The 17,965-nt window shown below is 68.8% G+C and carries 16 protein-coding genes and 1 CRISPR repeat array; of the genes, 10 read left to right on the top strand and 6 right to left on the bottom strand.

The window, feature by feature from the left end; genetic code table 11:
- Window positions 1-47: 47 nt before the first annotated feature.
- A CRISPR array of direct repeats spans window positions 48-627; the repeat unit is 29 nt; unit sequence GTGTTCCCCGCAGGTGCGGGGATGAACCG.
- Between the two features lie 164 nt (window positions 628-791).
- The gene (amn, locus tag CHC02_RS09405; protein WP_089391207.1) at window positions 792-2,267 is read left to right on the top strand and encodes an AMP nucleosidase; all 1,476 of its coding nucleotides are present in this window, start codon (window positions 792-794) and stop codon (window positions 2,265-2,267) included.
- Window positions 2,268-2,351: 84 nt separating this feature from the next.
- Window positions 2,352-3,110: a deoxyribose-phosphate aldolase gene (gene deoC / locus CHC02_RS09400; RefSeq protein WP_089391206.1), complete on the top strand. Its 759-nt coding sequence runs from the start codon at window positions 2,352-2,354 to the stop codon at window positions 3,108-3,110.
- A gap of 309 nt (window positions 3,111-3,419) precedes the next feature.
- Here the strand turns inward: deoC and CHC02_RS09395 are convergent, their stop codons facing one another.
- On the bottom strand, window positions 3,420-4,466 hold the full coding sequence (locus tag CHC02_RS09395; RefSeq protein ID WP_089391205.1) for an MBL fold metallo-hydrolase: 1,047 nt from the start codon (window positions 4,464-4,466) through the stop codon (window positions 3,420-3,422).
- Window positions 4,467-4,561: 95 nt separating this feature from the next.
- Between CHC02_RS09395 and CHC02_RS09390 the strand changes: the two genes are divergently transcribed.
- Window positions 4,562-5,170 carry a pseudouridine synthase gene (locus tag CHC02_RS09390; RefSeq protein WP_089391204.1) on the top strand — a complete coding sequence of 203 codons (609 nt, stop codon included), beginning with the start codon at window positions 4,562-4,564 and terminating at the stop codon, window positions 5,168-5,170.
- Window positions 5,171-5,177: 7 nt separating this feature from the next.
- On the opposite strand, the gene CHC02_RS09385 is transcribed toward CHC02_RS09390, so the two are convergent.
- Both CHC02_RS09385 and CHC02_RS09380 read right to left on the bottom strand, forming a co-directional pair.
- Complete coding sequence (locus tag CHC02_RS09385; protein WP_009617380.1) at window positions 5,178-5,381, bottom strand: DUF2788 domain-containing protein; 204 nt, start codon at window positions 5,379-5,381, stop codon at window positions 5,178-5,180.
- Window positions 5,382-5,802: 421 nt separating this feature from the next.
- Window positions 5,803-6,282: an Lrp/AsnC family transcriptional regulator gene (locus tag CHC02_RS09380; RefSeq protein ID WP_009617381.1), complete on the bottom strand. Its 480-nt coding sequence runs from the start codon at window positions 6,280-6,282 to the stop codon at window positions 5,803-5,805.
- Window positions 6,283-6,725: 443 nt separating this feature from the next.
- Here CHC02_RS09380 and CHC02_RS09375 point away from each other — a divergent pair, with 443 nt between their 5' ends.
- A complete protein-coding gene (locus tag CHC02_RS09375; protein ID WP_089391203.1) occupies window positions 6,726-7,874 on the top strand; it encodes a DUF6515 family protein in 1,149 nt (382 codons plus the stop codon).
- Here the strand turns inward: CHC02_RS09375 and CHC02_RS09370 are convergent.
- Genes CHC02_RS09370 through CHC02_RS09360 form a run of 3 tightly spaced genes read right to left on the bottom strand, consistent with a single transcriptional unit; the run spans window position 7,867 to window position 9,692 of the window.
- Window positions 7,867-8,757 (bottom strand): cation diffusion facilitator family transporter, encoded by an 891-nt coding sequence (locus CHC02_RS09370; protein WP_089391202.1) that lies wholly within the window; start codon window positions 8,755-8,757, stop codon window positions 7,867-7,869. The genes CHC02_RS09375 and CHC02_RS09370 overlap by 8 nt on opposite strands.
- A gap of 1 nt (window position 8,758) precedes the next feature.
- Entirely contained in the window at window positions 8,759-9,274 is a 516-nt protein-coding gene (locus CHC02_RS09365) for a DinB family protein (RefSeq protein ID WP_089391201.1), read from the bottom strand.
- 1 nt (window position 9,275) lies between these two features.
- Complete coding sequence (locus CHC02_RS09360) at window positions 9,276-9,692, bottom strand: hypothetical protein (RefSeq protein WP_009617385.1); 417 nt, start codon at window positions 9,690-9,692, stop codon at window positions 9,276-9,278.
- 169 nt (window positions 9,693-9,861) lie between these two features.
- Between CHC02_RS09360 and hrpB the strand changes: the two genes are divergently transcribed.
- From hrpB to CHC02_RS09330, 6 genes are all read left to right on the top strand, one after another.
- A complete protein-coding gene (hrpB, locus tag CHC02_RS09355; RefSeq protein WP_089391200.1) occupies window positions 9,862-12,378 on the top strand; it encodes an ATP-dependent helicase HrpB in 2,517 nt (838 codons plus the stop codon).
- Window positions 12,379-12,500: 122 nt separating this feature from the next.
- Window positions 12,501-13,817: a type II toxin-antitoxin system HipA family toxin gene (locus CHC02_RS09350; RefSeq protein WP_089391199.1), complete on the top strand. Its 1,317-nt coding sequence runs from the start codon at window positions 12,501-12,503 to the stop codon at window positions 13,815-13,817.
- The gene (locus tag CHC02_RS09345) at window positions 13,814-14,203 is read left to right on the top strand and encodes a helix-turn-helix domain-containing protein (protein ID WP_109936206.1); all 390 of its coding nucleotides are present in this window, start codon (window positions 13,814-13,816) and stop codon (window positions 14,201-14,203) included. The genes CHC02_RS09350 and CHC02_RS09345 overlap by 4 nt, the downstream gene beginning before the upstream one ends.
- A gap of 116 nt (window positions 14,204-14,319) precedes the next feature.
- Window positions 14,320-14,976, top strand: coding sequence for a paraquat-inducible protein A (locus CHC02_RS09340; RefSeq protein WP_089391198.1), 657 nt, complete (start codon window positions 14,320-14,322; stop codon window positions 14,974-14,976).
- Window positions 14,963-15,583, top strand: a complete 621-nt coding sequence (locus tag CHC02_RS09335; protein ID WP_089391197.1) for a paraquat-inducible protein A — start codon at window positions 14,963-14,965, stop codon at window positions 15,581-15,583. Before CHC02_RS09340 ends, CHC02_RS09335 begins: the two co-directional genes overlap by 14 nt.
- The gene (locus tag CHC02_RS09330; protein ID WP_089391196.1) at window positions 15,576-17,879 is read left to right on the top strand and encodes a PqiB family protein; all 2,304 of its coding nucleotides are present in this window, start codon (window positions 15,576-15,578) and stop codon (window positions 17,877-17,879) included. The genes CHC02_RS09335 and CHC02_RS09330 overlap by 8 nt, the downstream gene beginning before the upstream one ends.
- The last annotated feature ends 86 nt before the right edge of the window (window positions 17,880-17,965 follow it).

Below are 17,965 nucleotides of genomic sequence, written 5' to 3'. Positions count from 1 at the left end.
TTTTAGCGGCTGATTTTCTCTTTGTAGAACAGTTGGTTACGCTAAGAGTGTTCCCCGCAGGTGCGGGGATGAACCGTTCCCGCCAGGAGCCCCCTGATGTCCACTATCGTGTTCCCCGCAGGTGCGGGGATGAACCGACGGCATTCACAACCGTAGCGTCAGGCAACTTGTGTTCCCCGCAGGTGCGGGGATGAACCGGTCAGGACGCTGATGACGGTCCAGCCGATGATGTGTTCCCCGCAGGTGCGGGGATGAACCGGAAACCCCATGAGCGATTTCAAGAAAGGCCGGGTGTTCCCCGCAGGTGCGGGGATGAACCGGACCCGCACTATGCGGCTGTCCTGGGCACCCGGTATTCCCCGCAGGTGCGGGGATGAACCGAACGCCAGCAGATGGCCGCCGGGCTTCAGTACGGTGTTCCCCGCAGATGCGGGGATGAACCGGCGACGAGTCCGGATGTCTTGGCCTAGTCGCGGTGTTCCCCGCAGGTGCGGGGATGAACCGTCGCGGCGGGCCGCCAGCCAGGCCTTGTAGGCGTGTTCCCCGCAGGTGCGGGGATGAACCGATTGATCTCGCGGGTCTCGTAGTCCACGGCCCCGTGTTCCCCGCAGGTGTGGAGATGAACCGAACAACAAGTTGCTCGTTCGCCCCGTCCGTAGGTATTCCCCGCGTATGCGGGGATGTGCCGCCGGAGCAACTGGTCGGCTCACCGTTCAGGCACAAAATCCGTCATCCCCTTCCTGCAAATAAGCAGGCAAGATGGAGCTGATCGCTCAGACAGGAAGCCCACCATGAATGCCGAGCTCGGCGACGCCTTCGTCGTCGCCCATACCGCAGAAGAGGCGGTCGACCGCCTTGCCGCCCTGCACCAGCGCGCCACCGGGGCGCTCAGCCAGGCCCTGCGGCGCTACCTGAAGACCCGCGAGCAGCCGGCAGCCGAAGAGCGTGCGCTGTTCCGCTACCCGCTGCTGCGCCTGTCCTACCTGTGCCAGGGCGAAGTGCCCTCGACCACCCGCGCCTATGCCAAGGTGCAGACGCCGGGCAACTACGCCGTCACCATCACCCACCCCGAGGCCTTCCGTAAGTACCTGCTGGAGCAACTGCGGCCGCTGATGGAAGACTTCACCGTGCGCGTCGAGGTCGGCCCCAGCGAGCAGAACATCCCCTATCCCTACGTGGTGGAGCAGGGCGACGAGCTGGCCGGCTCGGGGGTGACCGCCGCCGAGCTGGCGCGGGTGTTCCCCAGCACCGACCTGTCGGCCACTTCCGACGGCATCGCCGACGGCCTGTACCAGTGGGAGGGCGCCGACCCCATGCCGCTGGCGCTGTTCGACGCCGCGCGCACCGACTTCTCGCTGCGCCGCCTGGTGCACTACACCGGCAGCGACTGGCGCTGCGTGCAGCCGTGGATCCTGCTGACCAACTACCACCGCTACGTCGACCAGTTCATCCACATGGGCCTGGAGCGCCTGCACGAGGACCCGCGCTTCGTGCGCATGGTGCTGCCGGGCAACGTGGTGATCGAGCGCGACATGGACCGGGGCGAGGCCAACGCCATCATCGCCGGCGTCGAGTGGCACCGCTTCCAGATGCCGGCCTACCACCTGATCGCCAGCGACGGCGATGGCGTCACCCTGATCAACATCGGCGTCGGCCCGTCCAACGCCAAGAACATCACCGACCACCTGGCCGTGCTGCGCCCGCACTGCTGGCTGATGATCGGCCACTGCGGCGGCCTGCGGCAGTCGCAGACCATCGGCGACTACGTGCTGGCCCATGCCTACATGCGCCGCGACGGTATCCTCGACCGGGTGCTGCCGCCGCACATCCCGATCCCGGCGCTGGCCGAGGTGCAGGTGGCGCTGCAGGAGGCCGCGGCGCTGGTCACCGGCGAGCGCGGCGAGGCGCTGAAGCGGCGCCTGCGCACCGGCACCGTGCTCACCTACGACGACCGCAACTGGGAGCTGCACTGGGCCCAGGAGCGCCCGCTGATCAACCTGGCGCGGGCGGTGGCGGTGGACATGGAGAGCGGCACCATCGCCGCCCAGGGCTATCGCCTGCGGGTGCCCTACGGCACGCTGCTGTGCGTCTCGGACAAGCCGCTGCACAGCGAGATCAAGCTGCCCGGCGCCGCCAGCGCCTTCTACCAGCGCGCGGTGAGCCAGCACCTGGCGATCGGCATCGCCGCCGTCGACCTGCTGCGCACCCAGCTCAACTCGCTGCACTCGCGCAAGCTGCGCAGCTTCGACGAACCGCCGTTCCGTTGACCCCGCGCATGGCCACGGGCCTTTCCCGCCCGCGCGGGGAAGGCCCGTGGCAGGATGGCGCAAAGGCCGCCACCGGAGGACGCCATGGCTGAACCCCTGCAACCGACCCGCGCCGAGCGCGCCGCTCGGCTACTGTCGCTGCTCGATTTGACCTCGCTGAACGCCGACGACGACATGCCGCGCATCGTCCAGCTCTGCCGCCGGGCGTTGACGCCCTACGGCGAGGTGGCGGCGGTGTGTGTCTACCCGCGCTTCGTGCATGTGGCGCGGCGTACGCTCAATGGTTTTGGTGCGCGGGCGGTGAAGGTCGCGAGCGTGTGCAACTTTCCCGCCGGTGATGCGCCTTTGGCCGAGGTGGTGGAGGAGGTGCGGCGCACCCTCGCCGAGGGCGCCGACGAGATCGACCTGGTCTATCCCTGGCAGGCGCTCAAGGCTGGACGGGCAGATGGGGCGGTGGAGCTGATCCGGGCCTGCAAGGCGCTTTGCGGGCCTTACCATCGGCTCAAGGTGATTATCGAAAGTGGCGAGCTGGCTGAACCCGAGTTGATTCGCACGGCCTGTCGCGAGGCCATCGCCGGTGGCGCCGACTTCCTCAAGAGCAGTACTGGGAAGGTGGCCGTGAACGCCACGCCGGAGGCTGCGCGGGTGATGCTGGAATGCATCGTCGAGACTGGTGGCAAGGTGGGCTTCAAGGTGGCTGGTGGTATCCGCAGTCTGGATGATGCCGAGGTCTATCTGGCTATTGCGCAAGAGATGCTTGGGGATGATTGGATTACGTCCGAGCACCTGCGCTTCGGGGCTTCTGCGTTGCTCGATGAGCTGTTGCGCGAAATGGAGGCGTGACTTTTGTAGGAGCGAGCTTGCTCGCGAATTGGGGGTTATTTCTGGCTACGGTGCTTTGGGGGGACTCCGCTCCCTCTCCCCAGCCCTCTCCCTGAAGGGAGAGGGAGCCGTTCGGCGTGCGCTGGCATTTCAGCACTCCCTGATGCTTCGCATAGCGCCTGATATTTCCATGAGGCACGTCTTCCACGTCGGCACGGACTAGCCCCCTCTCCCTTCAGGGAGAGGGCTGGGGAGAGGGGCGGCGTTCGGATTGGCACCAATGGTTCCGGGAGACTCCGGTCGAGAGCCCCCCACACACGAAGCTGAGCCCTACCCACCCATCCGCCCCACCAACCACTGCTCCCCCGGCTTTGGCGCCCGAAACGCCTGGCTGTCCACGCCTTGTTCATCCAGCGCCCGGGCCAAGTCGTGGACGGGGGCGAACTGGCCTTCGTCGCTGAGGCGGAAGGTGCCGAAGTGGATGGCCATGCTGCACTGCGACTCCAGGGTGCGGTGGGCCTGCACGGCGTCGTCCGGGTTCATGTGGTGGTGGCGCATGAACCAGCGTGGCTCGTAGGCGCCGATGGGCAGCGCGGCGAAGCGCATCGGCCCGAAGCGTTCGCGGATCAGCCCGAACTCCGGGCCCAGGCCGGTATCGCCGGGGAACAGCACGGGGCCGTCCGCCGATTCCAGCACGAAGCCCAGCCACAGGGTTCGGTTGGTGTCGTAGCGCGAGCGCGCCGACCAGTGCTGCGCCGGCACGCCGGTGAGCCGCATGCCCTCGTGCAGCGGCAGGCTCTGCCACCAGTCCAGCTCGTGCACCTCGACGAAGCCGCAGGCGCGGATCAGTTCGGCGTTGCCCAGGCCGGTCACCACCTTCGCTTGCGGGAAGCGCCGGGCCAGCTCGCCCAGGCTGCCGACGTCCAGGTGGTCGTAGTGGTTGTGGCTGACCAGGATCAGGTTGATCGGCGGCAGTTCGTCCAGGGCCAGGCCCGGCGGATGGTGGCGCTTGGGGCCGACGAAGCTGAAGGGGCTGGTGCGCTCGCACCACAGCGGGTCGGTGAGGATGTTCAGGCCGCGGTGCTGGATCAGCAGGGTGGCGTGGTTGACGTAGGTGACGCGCAGTTCCTCGCCGCTGACCCGCGCCGGAGTTTCCGGGCGGCGCTCGGGGCCGGGCTGTTCGATCCAGGCCAGTTGCCTGTCGCGCTCCAGCTGCCACTTGAGGAACTCGCGGAAACCATGGTGCGGCTTGGCGTCCAGGTTACGGAAGCGCAGGCCGTCGAAGTTCGTGTTCTGCGGGCCGCGGTAGCCGCCGCCGAGGCGGCCGGCGAGGTTGAGCAGGGTGATCAGCCAGGGGGAGCGACGGGCCTTGGGCATGGTGGATGCTCTGCGTGCTCTTGCAGGGGGTGTTGGCACAACCTAGCATGCCGGCCCATGCTTGTGCTCCGCCGACCTGTTGCCGTTTCCTGCCCATGCCCCGTCCGCCTCGTCCCGCCCCCCGTCGTCCCGCGCCACGCCGTGTAGCCAAGGCTCCGCCGGCGCAGCCGCGGCTGATCCTGCTGAACAAGCCGTTCGACGTGCTGACGCAGTTCAGCGATGGCGAGGGCCGGGCGACGCTCAAGGACTACGTACCGGTGCCCGGCGTCTATCCCGCCGGGCGCCTGGACCACGACAGCGAGGGCCTGCTGCTGCTGACCAACGATGGCCGCCTGCAGGCGCGCATCGCCGACCCCAGGCACAAGCTGCCGAAGACCTACTGGGTGCAGGTGGAGGGTGAGCCGGACGAGGAACAGTTGCAGCGCCTGCGCGAAGGCGTGCAGCTCAACGACGGCCCGACGCTGCCGGCCGAGGCGCGGCGCATCGACGAGCCGCGGTTGTGGGAGCGGGTGCCGCCGGTGCGTTTCCGCAAGTCGGTGCCCACCGCCTGGCTGGAGCTGGTGATCCGCGAGGGGCGCAACCGCCAGGTGCGGCGCATGACGGCGGCGGTCGGCCTGCCGACCCTGCGCCTGGTGCGGGTGCGCATCGGCCCCTGGGGCCTGGACGGGCTGCAGCCGGGGGAATGGCGCGAGGTGCAGCCCTAGGGCTGGATCAGAAACCGCCTTCCAGGCCGGCGACCACGAAGGACTTGACCAGGAAGCCGAACACGCCGAGGCCGAGGGCGAAGAACAGCACCATGGTGCCCATGCGCCCGGCCTTGGACTTCTTGGCCAGGTCCCAGACGATGAAGGCCATGAACAGGACCAGGGCGCTGACCAGCCCGTACATCATCCAGTCTTCGAAACTCTCGTTCATTGCTGCTCCTGCCCGGCGCGGGCGCTTGAGTGGGGGCCGGAAGGTCCGGCGGTCGCGAGGACGGGCGGCATTATAAGGGCTTGGTCGCTTGGTGATCAGCGCTGCTCAGAAAGTGAGCAGAAACTCCTGCGCGAGGGCGGCGATGGCCGAGGAAGTCCCGCCGCAGCGGGCCTGGCGGGAAATAGTCGAGCGCCGAGCGCCATCGGCAGGACGCGGGGTGCGCGCATTTGTCGCAGGTCGCGCCGGGTTGCTTTTCGTAGGAGCGGGCCCTGCCCGCGATTCGCGCGCAGGGCCCGCTCCTGCAGGGGAACCGCTCCGCCGATGCGCCGGGGCCACGGCCAACGCCAAGGTCAACCCCGGAGCCGCCGAGGATCAAGGTCAAACGGCGGATAACGCCGTAGGCGTTATTCGCCCTACGGCTTCAGCTGCGCAGGTGTTCCAGCGGCAGTTCGGTGCTGGCCATGATGTTGCGCAGCACGAAGCTGGAGCGCACGCTGGTCACGCCCTCGATGCGCGTCAGGGTGCCGAGCAGGAAGTGCTGGTAGTGCTCCATGTCCGGCACCATCACCTTCAGCTGGTAGTCCGCGTCCATCCCGGTGACCAGGCTGCATTCCAGCACTTCCGGGCACTGCGCGATGATCGACTGGAAGTGCTCGAAGCGCTCCGGGGTGTGCCTGTCCATGCCGATCAGGACGAAGGCGGTGAGGCTCAGGCCGAGCTTCTTGCTGTCCAGCAGGGCGACCTGGCGCAGGATGTAGCCGTCGTCCTCCAGTTGCTTGACGCGCCGCGAGCAGGGCGAGGGCGACAGGCCGATGCGCTCGGCCAGTTCCTGGTTGGAGATGCGCGCGTCGCGCTGCAATTCGGCGAGAATTCGCAGGTCGTAGCGGTCCAGTTTGTTCATTGTGGCCTCGAAAATTTATCGGCTTGCACGTTCTTATACATTTTTGGTGATTTATTGCGCAACGGATAGTTTGACGCGCAATCTTCGCAATCCCCTGCCGCTTCGCTCCCCGTAACATGGCTCCAGAAATCACGGCCCGGACCCACACGTCCACGGCGATCCGCCCAATCAGGCGCATCGCGGCCTGCCGACCCGATCGGGTCGCCCAGGCCACCGGGCTACGCACCGCCCAGAAGGTGGAGCGAGGTGAGCCGGCGCCAGAAGCGACGAGCCAGGACGAGTTTCCCGAGGGGAGGTCAGTGACCTCCCCTTTTTCTTGCCCGCGATTCGCCCGCCGACCTTTACCTTGACTTTACCCTGGCACCCGCGATGCGCGGCCTGCGCGGTTGTCTATCTGTCATGCAAATGAGCGAGGTCGGCCGGCAGGCCGCTGCGAGGCATTCATGAAGTCGGGCATCTGGTGTCTGGCATCCGTTGGGCTGCTGTCACTGGCGATCGCCGGCCAGGCCTTCGCCGAAGGGCAGGGGCCCGGCCATGGCGGACAGGGTGGGCATGGTGGCGGCAATGGGGGCGGCCAGTGGCAAGGCCGGCCGCAAGGCAATCAGGGCGGCCAATGGCAGGGCCGGCCGCAGGGCAACCAGGGCGGCCAATGGCAGGGCCGGCCGCAGGGCAACCAGGGCGGCCAATGGCAGGGCCGGCCGCAGGGTAACCAGGGCGGCCAGTGGCAAGGCCGACCCCAGGGCAGCCAGGCCAGCCAGGGCCAAGGCCGACCCCAGAACAACTGGAACGGCCAATGGCAGGGCCGCCCTTCCCATGACGACCGTGGCCCCGACCACCGTCCGGGGAATTGGACCACCCAGTGGTCCAGCCCCAGCCAGGGCGGCGGCAATGGTCGTGGCTCCGATCGTCGCCCCGGCGACTGGACCACGCAATGGCCGGGCCTCAACCATGGCGACCGTGACGACCACGGCCCTGGCCGGCCTTCCGCCGGGGGCGGCTCCTGGCAGGGCCGGCCGCCGTCCGCGCCCGGCAATGCCTGGCATGGTCGCCCGGGCGGCAACTGGGGGCCGCATCCGTCGAACTGGCGGCCGGGCTATGTGGTGGACCGCGTGCCCTCGGGTTATTACCGGGTGCCCTGGCGCGGCAGCGACTACTTCTTCAACGACGGCTACTGGTACCGCCCCCATGGCGCGCGCTACGTGGTGGTGACGCCGCCCTACGGCGTGCGGGTGAGCTACCTGCCGTCCTACGCCGAGCAGCTGTGGTTCGGCAGCATGCTGTACTTCCTCGCCGCCGGCACCTACTACCTGTTCGACAATTCCTCGCAGACCTACGAGGTGGTACCGCCCCCGCCGCAGGTGGCGCAGGCCCCGCTGCCGACGGGCAATCCCTACGACGTGATCGCCTATCCGATGTACGGGCAGAGCCCGCAGCAGCAGGCCCAGGACCACTACGAGTGCCACACCTGGGCGGTCGGGCAGAGCGGCTTCGACCCGGCCATGGCCGGCTATGCGCCTTCGCAGCAGGCGGTGGATGCCTACCGCGGGGCGCTGGGCAGCTGCATGCAGGGGCGTGGCTACAGCGTCAACTGATGGTCTCGCGGCCTACCACTTCCAGCGGGTCGGCGTGCACCAGCACCTCGGCGCGGGGGAACTCGGCGCGGATCGCCAGCACGGCCTGGTCGCACAGCGCATGGGCCTGGGACAGGCGCATGTCGCCGGGCAGCTCCAGGTGCAACTGGACGAACCAGCGGTCGCCGGAAATGCGCGTGCGCAGGTCGTGGGCGCCGGCCACCCCGGGCACCTGGCGCACCAGTTCGAGCATGCGCTCGCTGACGTCCGCCGGCAGCTCCTCGTCCATCAGCACCGCCACCGACTCGCGGGCGATGCGCACCGCGCTCCAGAGGATGTAGGCGGCGATGCCCAGGCCGAACACCGCATCCATCCGCGGGAAGCCGTAGTGCGCCAGGAGCAGGGCGACCAGGATGCTGCCGTTGAGCAGCAGGTCGGAGCGGTAGTGCAGCGAGTCGGCCTGCACCGCCAGCGAGCCGGTGCGCTTGATCACCCGGCGCTGCAGCGCCAGCAGGGCCACGGTCAGCGCCAGGGACAGCAGCATGACCAGGATGCCCCAGCCGGTGGCGCCCAGCGGTTCGGGGTGCTGCAGGCGATCCAGCGCCTGGGTGCCGATGAGCACGGCGCTGACCGAGATGAACAGCGCCTGGCCCATGCCCGACAGGGATTCCGCCTTGCCGTGGCCGTAGCGGTGGTCCTCGTCGGCCGGGCGCAATGCATAGCGCACCGCCAGCAGGTTGAGCAGCGAGGCGGCGCCGTCCAGCAGCGAGTCGGTCAGGCCGGCGAGCAGGCTCACCGAGCCGCTGTACCACCAGGCCAGGGCCTTGGTCACCACCAGGATGACGGCCACCGCCAGGGAGGCGCTGGTGGCCAGGCGCAGCAGGCGGGCGCGGTCCTTGTCCAAGTCAGCGGGTGTCCTGGCGTTGCGGCAGGAAGTAGATGTAGTCGAGCAGCGGCGCCGGTTGGCCGAGGGCGGTGAGCGCGGCGCTCATCTGCCCGCGGTGGTGGGTGCCGTGGTTGACCAGGTGCTGGACGATGTCGGCCAGGCTCTGACGGTGCTCCTGGCCGGCCATGTTGCGGTATTCCAGCTGCTTGCCGAGGTCACGCTCGTCCTGCCGGGCCAGCCACTGCTTCCAGCCCTGCACGCCTTCGCGGAGGAAGTCGGCCAGGGCGGCGCGGTCGGGCGCCGCCTCGGTGTCCAGGCGGGTGAACTGCCAGGGCCGGCCGGCGACGCGGTCGAGCCAGATGCGGTCGACCACCGCGAGGTGGTTGAGGGTGCCGTGCAGGCTGCCGAAGAACAGCCCGCGCGGCTCGCGGTAGGCGGCTTCGTCCAGGGGCGCGACGGCCTCGAGGATGCGCTCGTGGGCCCAGAGATGGTAGTCGAGGAGTTTTTCCAGGTGGCGCCCCAGTACCGCGTGCATGTCAGCCCTCCAGCTTGAGCCCCAGGCTGGCCAGCTGCTGCGGGTTGCCGACGCGCTGGATCAGGCGTGGGTCGTCCAGCGGCAGGGCACGGCCGGTCTCGCGTTCGATGATTGCCTTGAGTTTGGTCCGGTCCACCTGGCCGTCGGCGCCGACCGCCTCGTGCAGTTTCTCGGGGGCGACGGAGTACTTCTCGTCCGGCAGGTAGATGGCTCCGGTGGCGAAGTCTACGCCGAAGGCGATCAGCCCCGGGATGATGTAGAACAACAGTCCGATGGCGTCGAACACGGCGATGGCCGGGTCGATGCGGCCGTCGATCTGGCCGCGGCGGTCGGGGTAGAACAGGGTGCCGCAGGCGGCCAGCTGGCTCAGCAGGGCTGCGCTGAGAACCGCGCAGGAAACTCGGGTGGCAAGACGCATGGAGGACCTCCTGGAGGATACTTCCGGCAACTATATCAACGAGGCGCGGGGCGCCTCCATCGGCAGGCCGTGCTACCTGTAACTGGGACTGCGGCGGAGTGGCTGCGGTTCGCCGTTATAATCGCCGGTTCGTCATTTCCGTCTGCTTAAGGGTGGATGAAATATAGCCATGAACGCCCTCCCCATCGATGCCGTCCTGCCGGCCCTGCGCCAGGCCCTGAGCGCGCGCCACGAGGCCGTGCTGGAGGCGCCGCCCGGCGCCGGCAAGACCACCCGGGTGCCGCTGGCGCTGCTCGACGAGCCCTGGCTGGCCGGGCAGGGCATCCTCATGCTCGAACCGCGCCGCCTGGCCGCCCGCGCCGCGGCCGAGCGCCTGGCCGCCGAACTGGGGGAGCGGGTCGGCGAGACGGTCGGCTACCGCATCCGCCTGGACAGCAAGGTGGGGCCGAAGACGCGCATCGAGGTGGTCACCGAGGGCATCCTCACCCGCCGCCTGCAGGATGACCCGGCGCTGGAAGGCGTGGGGCTGGTGATCTTCGACGAGTTCCACGAGCGCAGCCTGGACGCCGACCTGGCCCTGGCGCTGACCCTCAATGGCCGCGAGCTGCTGCGCGACACCCCGCTGAAGGTGCTGGTGATGTCCGCCACCCTGGAGGGCGAGCGGCTTGCCGCGCTGCTGGACGACGCGCCCGTGGTGCGCAGCGAGGGGCGGATGTTCCCGGTGGACCTGCGCTGGGGCCGGCCTTTCCAGCCCGGCGAGTTCGTCGAGCCGCGGGTGCTGCAGACGGTGCTCCAGGCCCTGGCCGACGGGCCCGGCAGCCTGCTGGTGTTCCTCCCGGGCCAGGCCGAGATCCGCCGCGTCGCCGAGCAACTGGGCGAGGCCCTGGCCGGCCGCGACGAGGTGCTGCTGTGCCCGCTGCACGGCGAGTTGGAGCTGTCCGCCCAGCGCGCCGCCATCGAGCCGGCGCCGCCAGGCAGGCGCAAGGTGGTGCTGGCCACCAATATCGCCGAGACCAGCCTGACCATCGACGGCGTGCGCGTGGTGGTGGACGCCGGGCTGGCGCGGGTGCCGCGCTTCGACCCGGGCAGCGGCATGACGCGCCTGGAGACCCAGCGCATCTCCCGCGCCTCGGCCACCCAGCGCGCCGGCCGCGCCGGGCGCCTGGAGCCGGGCGTGTGCTACCGGCTGTGGTCCGAGGCGCAGCACGAGCAACTGCCGGCCTACGGCACGGCGGAAATCCTCCAGGCCGACCTCGCCGGCCTGGCCCTGCAACTGGGCCGCTGGGGCGTGGAGCCCGGGGAGCTGGCCTGGCTCGACGTGCCGCCGGCTGCCGCCTATGCACAGGCGCGCGACCTGCTCGATCGCCTCGGCGCGCTGAACGACAAGGGCGCGCTCAACGCCCATGGCCAGGCCATGGCCGAACTGCCGGCGCACCCGCGCATCGCCCACCTGCTGCTGCGCGGCCAGGCGCTGGGCCTGGGCAGCCTGGCCTGCGACGTCGCCGCGCTGCTGGGCGAGCGCGACATCCTGCGCGGCGCCGGCGCCGACCTGCACGAGCGCACCGCCCTGCTGGCCGGGGAGTCGGCCGGCAACCGCGCCAGCCGCGGCGCGGTGCAGCGCGCGCGGCAGCTGGCCCGGCAATTCCGCGGCTACCTGCGCGGCCAGCCGGCCGAGGCGGTGGCCGACCCCGATCACCCGCGCTGGCTCGGCGCGCTGCTGGCCTTCGCCTATCCCGACCGCGTGGCCCGCCAGCGCCGCGGGGGCGGTGGCGAATACCGCCTGGCCAATGGCCGCGCCGCGCAGTTCGGCGAGCCGGACGCGCTGATGAAGGAGCCCTGGCTGGTGGTCGCCGACCTGGGCAGCCGCCAGGGCCAGCGCGAAGAGCGCATCTACCTGGCCGCCGCCCTGGACGCGGCGCTGTTCGACTCGGTGCTGGCCGAGCAGGTGAGGGTGCACGACGAGCTGGACTGGGACGAGCGCGAAGGCGTGCTGCGCGCCGAGCGCCAGCGCAAGGTCGGCGAGCTGGTGCTGTCCAGCGAGGCGCTGCCCAACCTCGACGCCGAGGCCCGCAGCCGCGCGCTGCTCGGCCTGGTGCGGCGCAAGGGCCTGGAGCTGCTGCCCTGGACCCCGGAGCTGCGCCAGTGGCAGGCGCGGATCGCTTTGCTGCGCCGGCTCGACCTGGAAAGCAGGGGCGAGAGCGAGTGGCCCGACGTCGGCGACCCGGCCCTGCTGGCGAGCCTGGAGGCCTGGCTGCTGCCCTACCTGGGCAAGGTCTCGCGCCTGGCCCACTTCGCCAGCCTGGAGCTGTCCGGCATCCTCCACGGCCTGCTGCCCTGGCCGCTGCCGCAGCGCCTGGACGAACTGGCGCCGCGCACCCTGCAGGTGCCGTCCGGCTCGAACATCCGCCTGGACTACAGCGAATTCCCGCCAGTGCTGGCGGTGCGCCTGCAGGAGCTGTTCGGCCTGGCCGACACCCCGCGCATCGCCGGCGGCCGCCTGGCGGTGAAACTGCACCTGCTGTCGCCGGCGCAGCGCCCGGTGCAGGTGACCCAGGACCTGGCCAACTTCTGGCGCAGCACCTACGCCGAGGTGAAGAAGGACCTCAAGGGCCGCTACCCCAAGCACTACTGGCCGGACGACCCGCTGATCGCCGAGCCGACCACGCGGGCCAAGCCGCGCAGATGAGCATGAGTCGGAATTAAAATACTGGTTCACTGTCTGCTCACTACTTGAACCGGAATTGTATTGCCGGAAAATGCGGGTATAGCTAAATTGGTCGGTATTAGAGTTCCGATTCAGGCGCCCACATGTCCGAGCAACTCACGCTCCAGACCTACGTCGACGGCCAGTGGCACGATGCCCTGGTGCTGACGGTCGAGAACCCCGAGAAGGTTTCGCTCGGAGCGACCTCGGCCGGCTATGCCACGGACTACCTCGTGACGTTCATCGAGCGGATGGACTCGGTGATGGAGCCGGCGGTGAGCGTGAACTTGCCGCTGGGCTGGAATTCGGTGCGAGGTACCGGGTACCCGGCCTTCGTCTACGACATCATTCCCGCGGGCGCGGCATACCGTTCCCTGCTCAAGCGGTTCGGCGGCGACAAACCCGAGGGGATGGACGTGGGGCTCTTCCTCTTCAAGCGCTGCACGCCGTCGCCCATCGGGCATCTGCGGGTGAAGGAGTCGTTCGACTATCTCGATACCACGCGCAAAGAGGCCTTCGCGCGCCAGGAGGTGGAGGACAGGACGAACGAGTTCCTCGAATACGCCTACGAGACGGGGGCCGCGCTGGGCGGCGCCACGGGGGCGCAAGGCGAGGCGCCGAAGCTGCTCATGGCCGAGGACGACCAGGGGCAGCTTCATGCCGACGCCATGCTCGCGGACGACCAGGTGCGCCGGCACTGGCTGATCAAGTTCGCCCGCAACCGGGTGAGCGAGACCGACAAGGCCATTCTTCGGGCCGAATACCACTACTACCGGGCCATCGCCGAGCTGGGGCTAGACACCGTTCCCATCGATGGGCTGGCGCTTTGCGAGGGGACGCGGCCGAGTCTGTGGATGCCCCGCTTCGACCGCCGCATAGTCGATGGACGGGTCGAGCGCATTCCCATGGAATCGATCTACTCGGTCTGTCAGGTGACCGAACAGGGGCAGAGGATGGCCCACGAGGACGTTCTCCAGCGCCTAGCTGCCCTCTGGACTGCCAATGGCCAGGGCGCGGAAGTGGAGAACCTGGTATTCGAATATGTCCGGCGCGACCTGCTGAACAAGATCCTCGGCAATTCGGACAACCATGGTCGGAACACTGCGATCTTCCGCAGCGCCGGTCGGTTCCAGTTGGCGCCTGTCTATGACCTGGCGCCGATGGTGCTCGATGCCGAGGGCATAACGCGCGCGACGAAGTGGGAGAGCGAACGCAGGGGGAATCCGGATTGGGCCGAGGTCTGCGCCGCCCTGAAGGGCATTGCCGAGCCGAACGCCCTGATGGCTCGCCTGAAGAAGGCCGCGCAGGCATTCAGGGCCCTTCCCGAATTGCTCGCGGACCTGCCCGACGAGGTGAAGCGCTCGGCGAACATCCCACTCAACCATCTGGACAGACGCCTGGGCGAATGGGGGCTGCTATGAGAGACATCACCGTCGAGGAGCGCCAACGGCTGATCGACGACATCCTCCGGGCGAACGTGCAGGGCCGGGAGTCGCTCGGTGTTTCCATCCGTCGGCTGCGTGTCGAGGTCACCGGGTTGGACCAGGACACCTTCGCCGCCATGTGCAGGATGTCGACGAAGGCGCTCTACCAGCTGGAGAACGACAAGGGGAATCCCACCCTCGGAACGCTCAACGGCATCCTCAACAAGTTCGGCATGAGGATGGCGCTGGCTTCGATCGTGGCCGATGCGGCGTTCCCGGCGCGGTCCGGCAAGGCCGAGGGCCGGCCCCTTCCTCGCGGTACCAGCCCCTCCATGGCGAAGCGCCGGGCAGCGGCCGGGCCTGCCGGGAAGAGCAAGGCCTGAAGGCGCACCCATGGCCAGCGCCGCGGGTGCGTTTCGCAGGCTTTCGAGGGCGGCCGGACGCAGCGCCAGAGCGGCCGCCTCGGCTACAATAGGCACAAATCGCCGCGAGTCCCCCCATGTCCGAAACCGATAGCCGAGCGCTGCAAGACCTGCCGCTGGAGCAGCTGATCGCCTGCCATGAATGCGACCTGCTGATGCGCCGCGAGCCGGTCCCCACGGGTAGCCGCTCGGTCTGCCCGCGCTGCGGCTACGAGCTGGAGATCCACCGCCCGCACATGGTGCGCCGCGCCCTGGCGCTGGTGATTACCGCGCTGATCCTGTACGTGCCGGCCAACTTCCTGCCGATCATGAAGATCAGCATCCTCGGCCAGACCGGCGTCGACACCGTCTGGAGCGGGGTGCTGGGGCTGTACAACTCGAACATGCAAGGCGTCGGTATCGTGGTGTTCCTGTGCAGCATGGTGATCCCCCTGGCCAAGCTGCTGTGCCAGCTGTTCGTGCTCTGCAGCCTGCGTTTCGACGTGGCGCGCGCGCAGGCCATGCAGCTGCTGCGCTGGTACCAGCACCTGCGCGAGTGGGGCATGCTGGAGGTCTACCTGATGGGCATCCTGGTGGCCATCGTCAAGCTGATCGACATGGCCGAGCTGCACATCGGCGTGGGCCTGGCCTGCTTCATCGGCCTGCTGTTCAGCCAGATATGGCTGGAGGTGACCATGTCGCGCCACCAGGTGTGGGAAGAACTGGCCGGGGAGTTCGACGATGAGGGCCATTGACGCCGGCATCCTCACCTGCGGCGAATGCCACCAGCTCAACCGCGCCACCGGCGAGGAGCCGCAGCACTGTTCGCGCTGCGGCTCGGCGCTGCACGCGCGGCGGCCGAACAGCCTCACCCGCACCTGGGCGCTGCTGATCACCGCGGCCATCCTCTACATCCCGGCGAACCTGCTGCCGATCATGACCGTCAACTTCCTCGGCAGCGGCACCCCGGCGACCATCATGGAAGGGGTGGTGGAGCTGATCCACGCGGACATGATCCCGGTGGCCGCGGTGGTGTTCGTCGCCAGCATCCTGGTGCCGACCTTCAAGCTGGTCGGCATCGCCCTGCTGCTTTACTCGGTGCAGCGCCACCAGCCGATGTCGGCGCGGCAACGCATCCTGATGTACCGCTTCATCGAATGGATAGGTCGCTGGTCGATGCTCGATATCTTCGTCATCGCCATCCTCGTGACCCTGGTGAACTTCGGCAACCTGGCCAGCATCGAGGCGAACCTCGGCGCGGCCGCCTTCGCCAGCGTGGTGGTGCTGACCATGCTGGCCGCAGTGACTTTCGATCCCAGGCTGATCTGGGATAACACGGACGCGGAAAACGACGATGAGTGAACTCCCCACCCCCAAGCTGCGCAAGACCACCAACTGGTCGGCGATCTGGATCCTGCCGCTGATCGCTCTGGCGATCGGCGCCTGGCTGGCCTGGCGGGCCTACGATCAGGCCGGGGTGACGATCAACATCCAGTTCGAGAGCGGCGACGGCATCCAGGCGAACAAGACCGAGGTGATCTTCAAGGGCATCGCCGTGGGCAAGGTGATCGACCTGCACGTGAACAGGCCGACCCTGGGCGTGACCGCCACGGTGGAGATGCGCAAGGAGGCCATCGAGTACCTGAGCGAGCGCACGCGCTTCTGGCTGGTCAAGCCGCGGGTCTCGCTGGCCGGGGTGACCGGGCTGGAGACCCTGGTGTCGGGCAACTACATCGCCATCGACCCGGTGAAGGGCGAGCTCAACCACGACTTCGTCGCGCTCAAGGAGCCGCCGCCGCTGTCCGACAGCCTGCCCGGCCTGCACCTGGTGCTCAAGGCCGAGCGCCTGGGCTCGCTGGAGCAGGGCAGCCCCATCTACTACCGGCAGATCCAGGTCGGCCAGGTGAAGAGCTACCAGTTGGCCGAGGACCAGAAGACCATCGAGGTGAAGGTCCACATCGAGCCGGCCTACGCCAACCTGGTGCGCAAGCACACGCGCTTCTGGAACGCCAGCGGCATCACCCTGTCCGGCAGCCTCAGCGGCCTGAAGCTGCGCACCGAGTCGCTGGCCAGCATCGCCGCCGGCGGCATCGCCTTCGCCACCCCGGACAGCTACCCGGACAGCCCGCCCACCGACCCGACCAAGCCGTTCCGCCTCTACGAGGACTACGACGCCGCCCAGGCGGGCCTGGCGGTGCGCCTGAAGGTCGACGACGTCAGCGGCCTTTCCGCCGGCAGCACCCCGGTGATGTACAACGGCGTGCAGGTCGGCACGGTCAAGACCATCGACATGAACAAGGACTTCAACGGCGCCACCGCGACCCTGTCGATGGACCCACGCACCGAAGACTTCCTCAACACCAAGGCCGAGTTCTGGCTGGTCAAGCCGAGCATCTCGCTGGCCGGCATCACCGGCCTGGAGGCGCTGGTGAAGGGCAACTACATCGCCGTGCGCTTCGCCAAGGACGGTGAGCCCACCCGCGACTTCACCATCCGCCCGAAGGCGCCGCCGCTGAACCTCGACGCGCCGGGCCTGCACCTGGTGCTGACCAGCGACCGCCTGGGCTCGCTGGAGGTGGGCACGCCCATCCTCTACCGGCAGATGAAGGTCGGCACCGTGCAGAGCTACCAGCTGTCCCGCGACCGCCAGCGGGTGGTGGTGGGCGTGCACATCGAGCCTGAATACGCGGCCCTGGTGAACACTTCCACGCGCTTCTGGAACGTCAGCGGCGTGACCCTGAGCGGCGACCTCAACGGCATCAAGTTCAAGAGCGAGTCGCTGCAGACGCTGATCAGCGGCGGCATCGCCTTCGACACCCCGGACCCCAAGGCCGCGCCCATCACCAAGGTGCGCCGCTTCGCCCTCTACGACAGCGAGGAAAGCGCCCACGCCAAGGGCCAGGTGATCGAGCTGCGCGCCGATTCGGCCGACGGCCTGCGCGAGGGCACCGTGATCCGCTACCGCGGCCTGGAAGTGGGCCACGTGGAGCAGGTGGACCTCAGCCGCGACCTCGCCGGCGTGGTGCTCAAGGCCCGCCTGGTCAAGGCCCGGGACAGCATCGCCCGCCAGGGCAGCCGCTTCTGGGTGGTCTCGGCGCAGCTCGGCCTGGGCGGCGCGGAGAACCTCGGCACCCTGGTCAGCGGCCCCTACATCGAGGTGCTGCCGGCGGCCAAGCCGGGCCCGGCGCAGAACAGCTTCAGCCTGCTGGCGCAGCAGCCCAACCGCCTGCTCGACGCCGACGGCCTGCGCCTGACCCTCAGCGCCGCCCGCCGCGGCTCGCTGAAGCCGGGCGTGCCGGTGACCTACCGCGAGGTGCAGGTGGGCAAGGTCACCTCCTTCGAGCTGGGCGAGCAGGGCGACCGGGTGCTCGTCCACATCCTCATCGAGCCGCGCTACGCGCCCCTGGTACGCACCGGCAGCCGCTTCTGGAACACCAGCGGGGTAGGGGTGGACGCCGGCCTGTTCAAGGGCGTGAAGGTGCGCACCGAGTCCTTCGAGACCATCCTCGCCGGCGGCGTGGCCTTCGCCACCCCGGACAACGCCCAGATGGGCGCCGCGGCGCGGCCGGGGCAGACCTTCGCGCTGTTCGACGAGTACCAGGACGAATGGCTGCAGTGGGCGCCGAAGATTCCGCTGGGGAAGGCGGTGGGCGAGTAGGGCGTATAACCGTTCGCGGTTATACGCCGCTTATCCAAGGCCAAGCGCCCCGCCGGGAGACCGGGCGGGGCGTTTTCCTTTTGAGA

The organism is Pseudomonas delhiensis (assembly GCF_900187975.1).
Lineage (GTDB): Bacteria > Pseudomonadota > Gammaproteobacteria > Pseudomonadales > Pseudomonadaceae > Pseudomonas > Pseudomonas delhiensis.
The sequence above is the reverse complement of the archived record's forward strand: the minus strand, read 5'-3'. Positions and strand labels throughout refer to the sequence as shown.

Coding starts and splice junctions, on each gene's coding strand:
- amn (WP_089391207.1), top strand. CDS start 792: ATGAATGCCGAGCTCGGCGACGCCTTCGTCGTCGCCCATACCGCAGAA.
- deoC (WP_089391206.1), top strand. CDS start 2,352: ATGGCTGAACCCCTGCAACCGACCCGCGCCGAGCGCGCCGCTCGGCTA.
- CHC02_RS09395 (WP_089391205.1), bottom strand. CDS start 4,466: ATGCCCAAGGCCCGTCGCTCCCCCTGGCTGATCACCCTGCTCAACCTC.
- CHC02_RS09390 (WP_089391204.1), top strand. CDS start 4,562: ATGCCCCGTCCGCCTCGTCCCGCCCCCCGTCGTCCCGCGCCACGCCGT.
- CHC02_RS09385 (WP_009617380.1), bottom strand. CDS start 5,381: ATGAACGAGAGTTTCGAAGACTGGATGATGTACGGGCTGGTCAGCGCC.
- CHC02_RS09380 (WP_009617381.1), bottom strand. CDS start 6,282: ATGAACAAACTGGACCGCTACGACCTGCGAATTCTCGCCGAATTGCAG.
- CHC02_RS09375 (WP_089391203.1), top strand. CDS start 6,726: ATGAAGTCGGGCATCTGGTGTCTGGCATCCGTTGGGCTGCTGTCACTG.
- CHC02_RS09365 (WP_089391201.1), bottom strand. CDS start 9,274: ATGCACGCGGTACTGGGGCGCCACCTGGAAAAACTCCTCGACTACCAT.
- CHC02_RS09360 (WP_009617385.1), bottom strand. CDS start 9,692: ATGCGTCTTGCCACCCGAGTTTCCTGCGCGGTTCTCAGCGCAGCCCTG.
- hrpB (WP_089391200.1), top strand. CDS start 9,862: ATGAACGCCCTCCCCATCGATGCCGTCCTGCCGGCCCTGCGCCAGGCC.
- CHC02_RS09350 (WP_089391199.1), top strand. CDS start 12,501: ATGTCCGAGCAACTCACGCTCCAGACCTACGTCGACGGCCAGTGGCAC.
- CHC02_RS09345 (WP_109936206.1), top strand. CDS start 13,814: ATGAGAGACATCACCGTCGAGGAGCGCCAACGGCTGATCGACGACATC.
- CHC02_RS09340 (WP_089391198.1), top strand. CDS start 14,320: ATGTCCGAAACCGATAGCCGAGCGCTGCAAGACCTGCCGCTGGAGCAG.
- CHC02_RS09335 (WP_089391197.1), top strand. CDS start 14,963: ATGAGGGCCATTGACGCCGGCATCCTCACCTGCGGCGAATGCCACCAG.
- CHC02_RS09330 (WP_089391196.1), top strand. CDS start 15,576: ATGAGTGAACTCCCCACCCCCAAGCTGCGCAAGACCACCAACTGGTCG.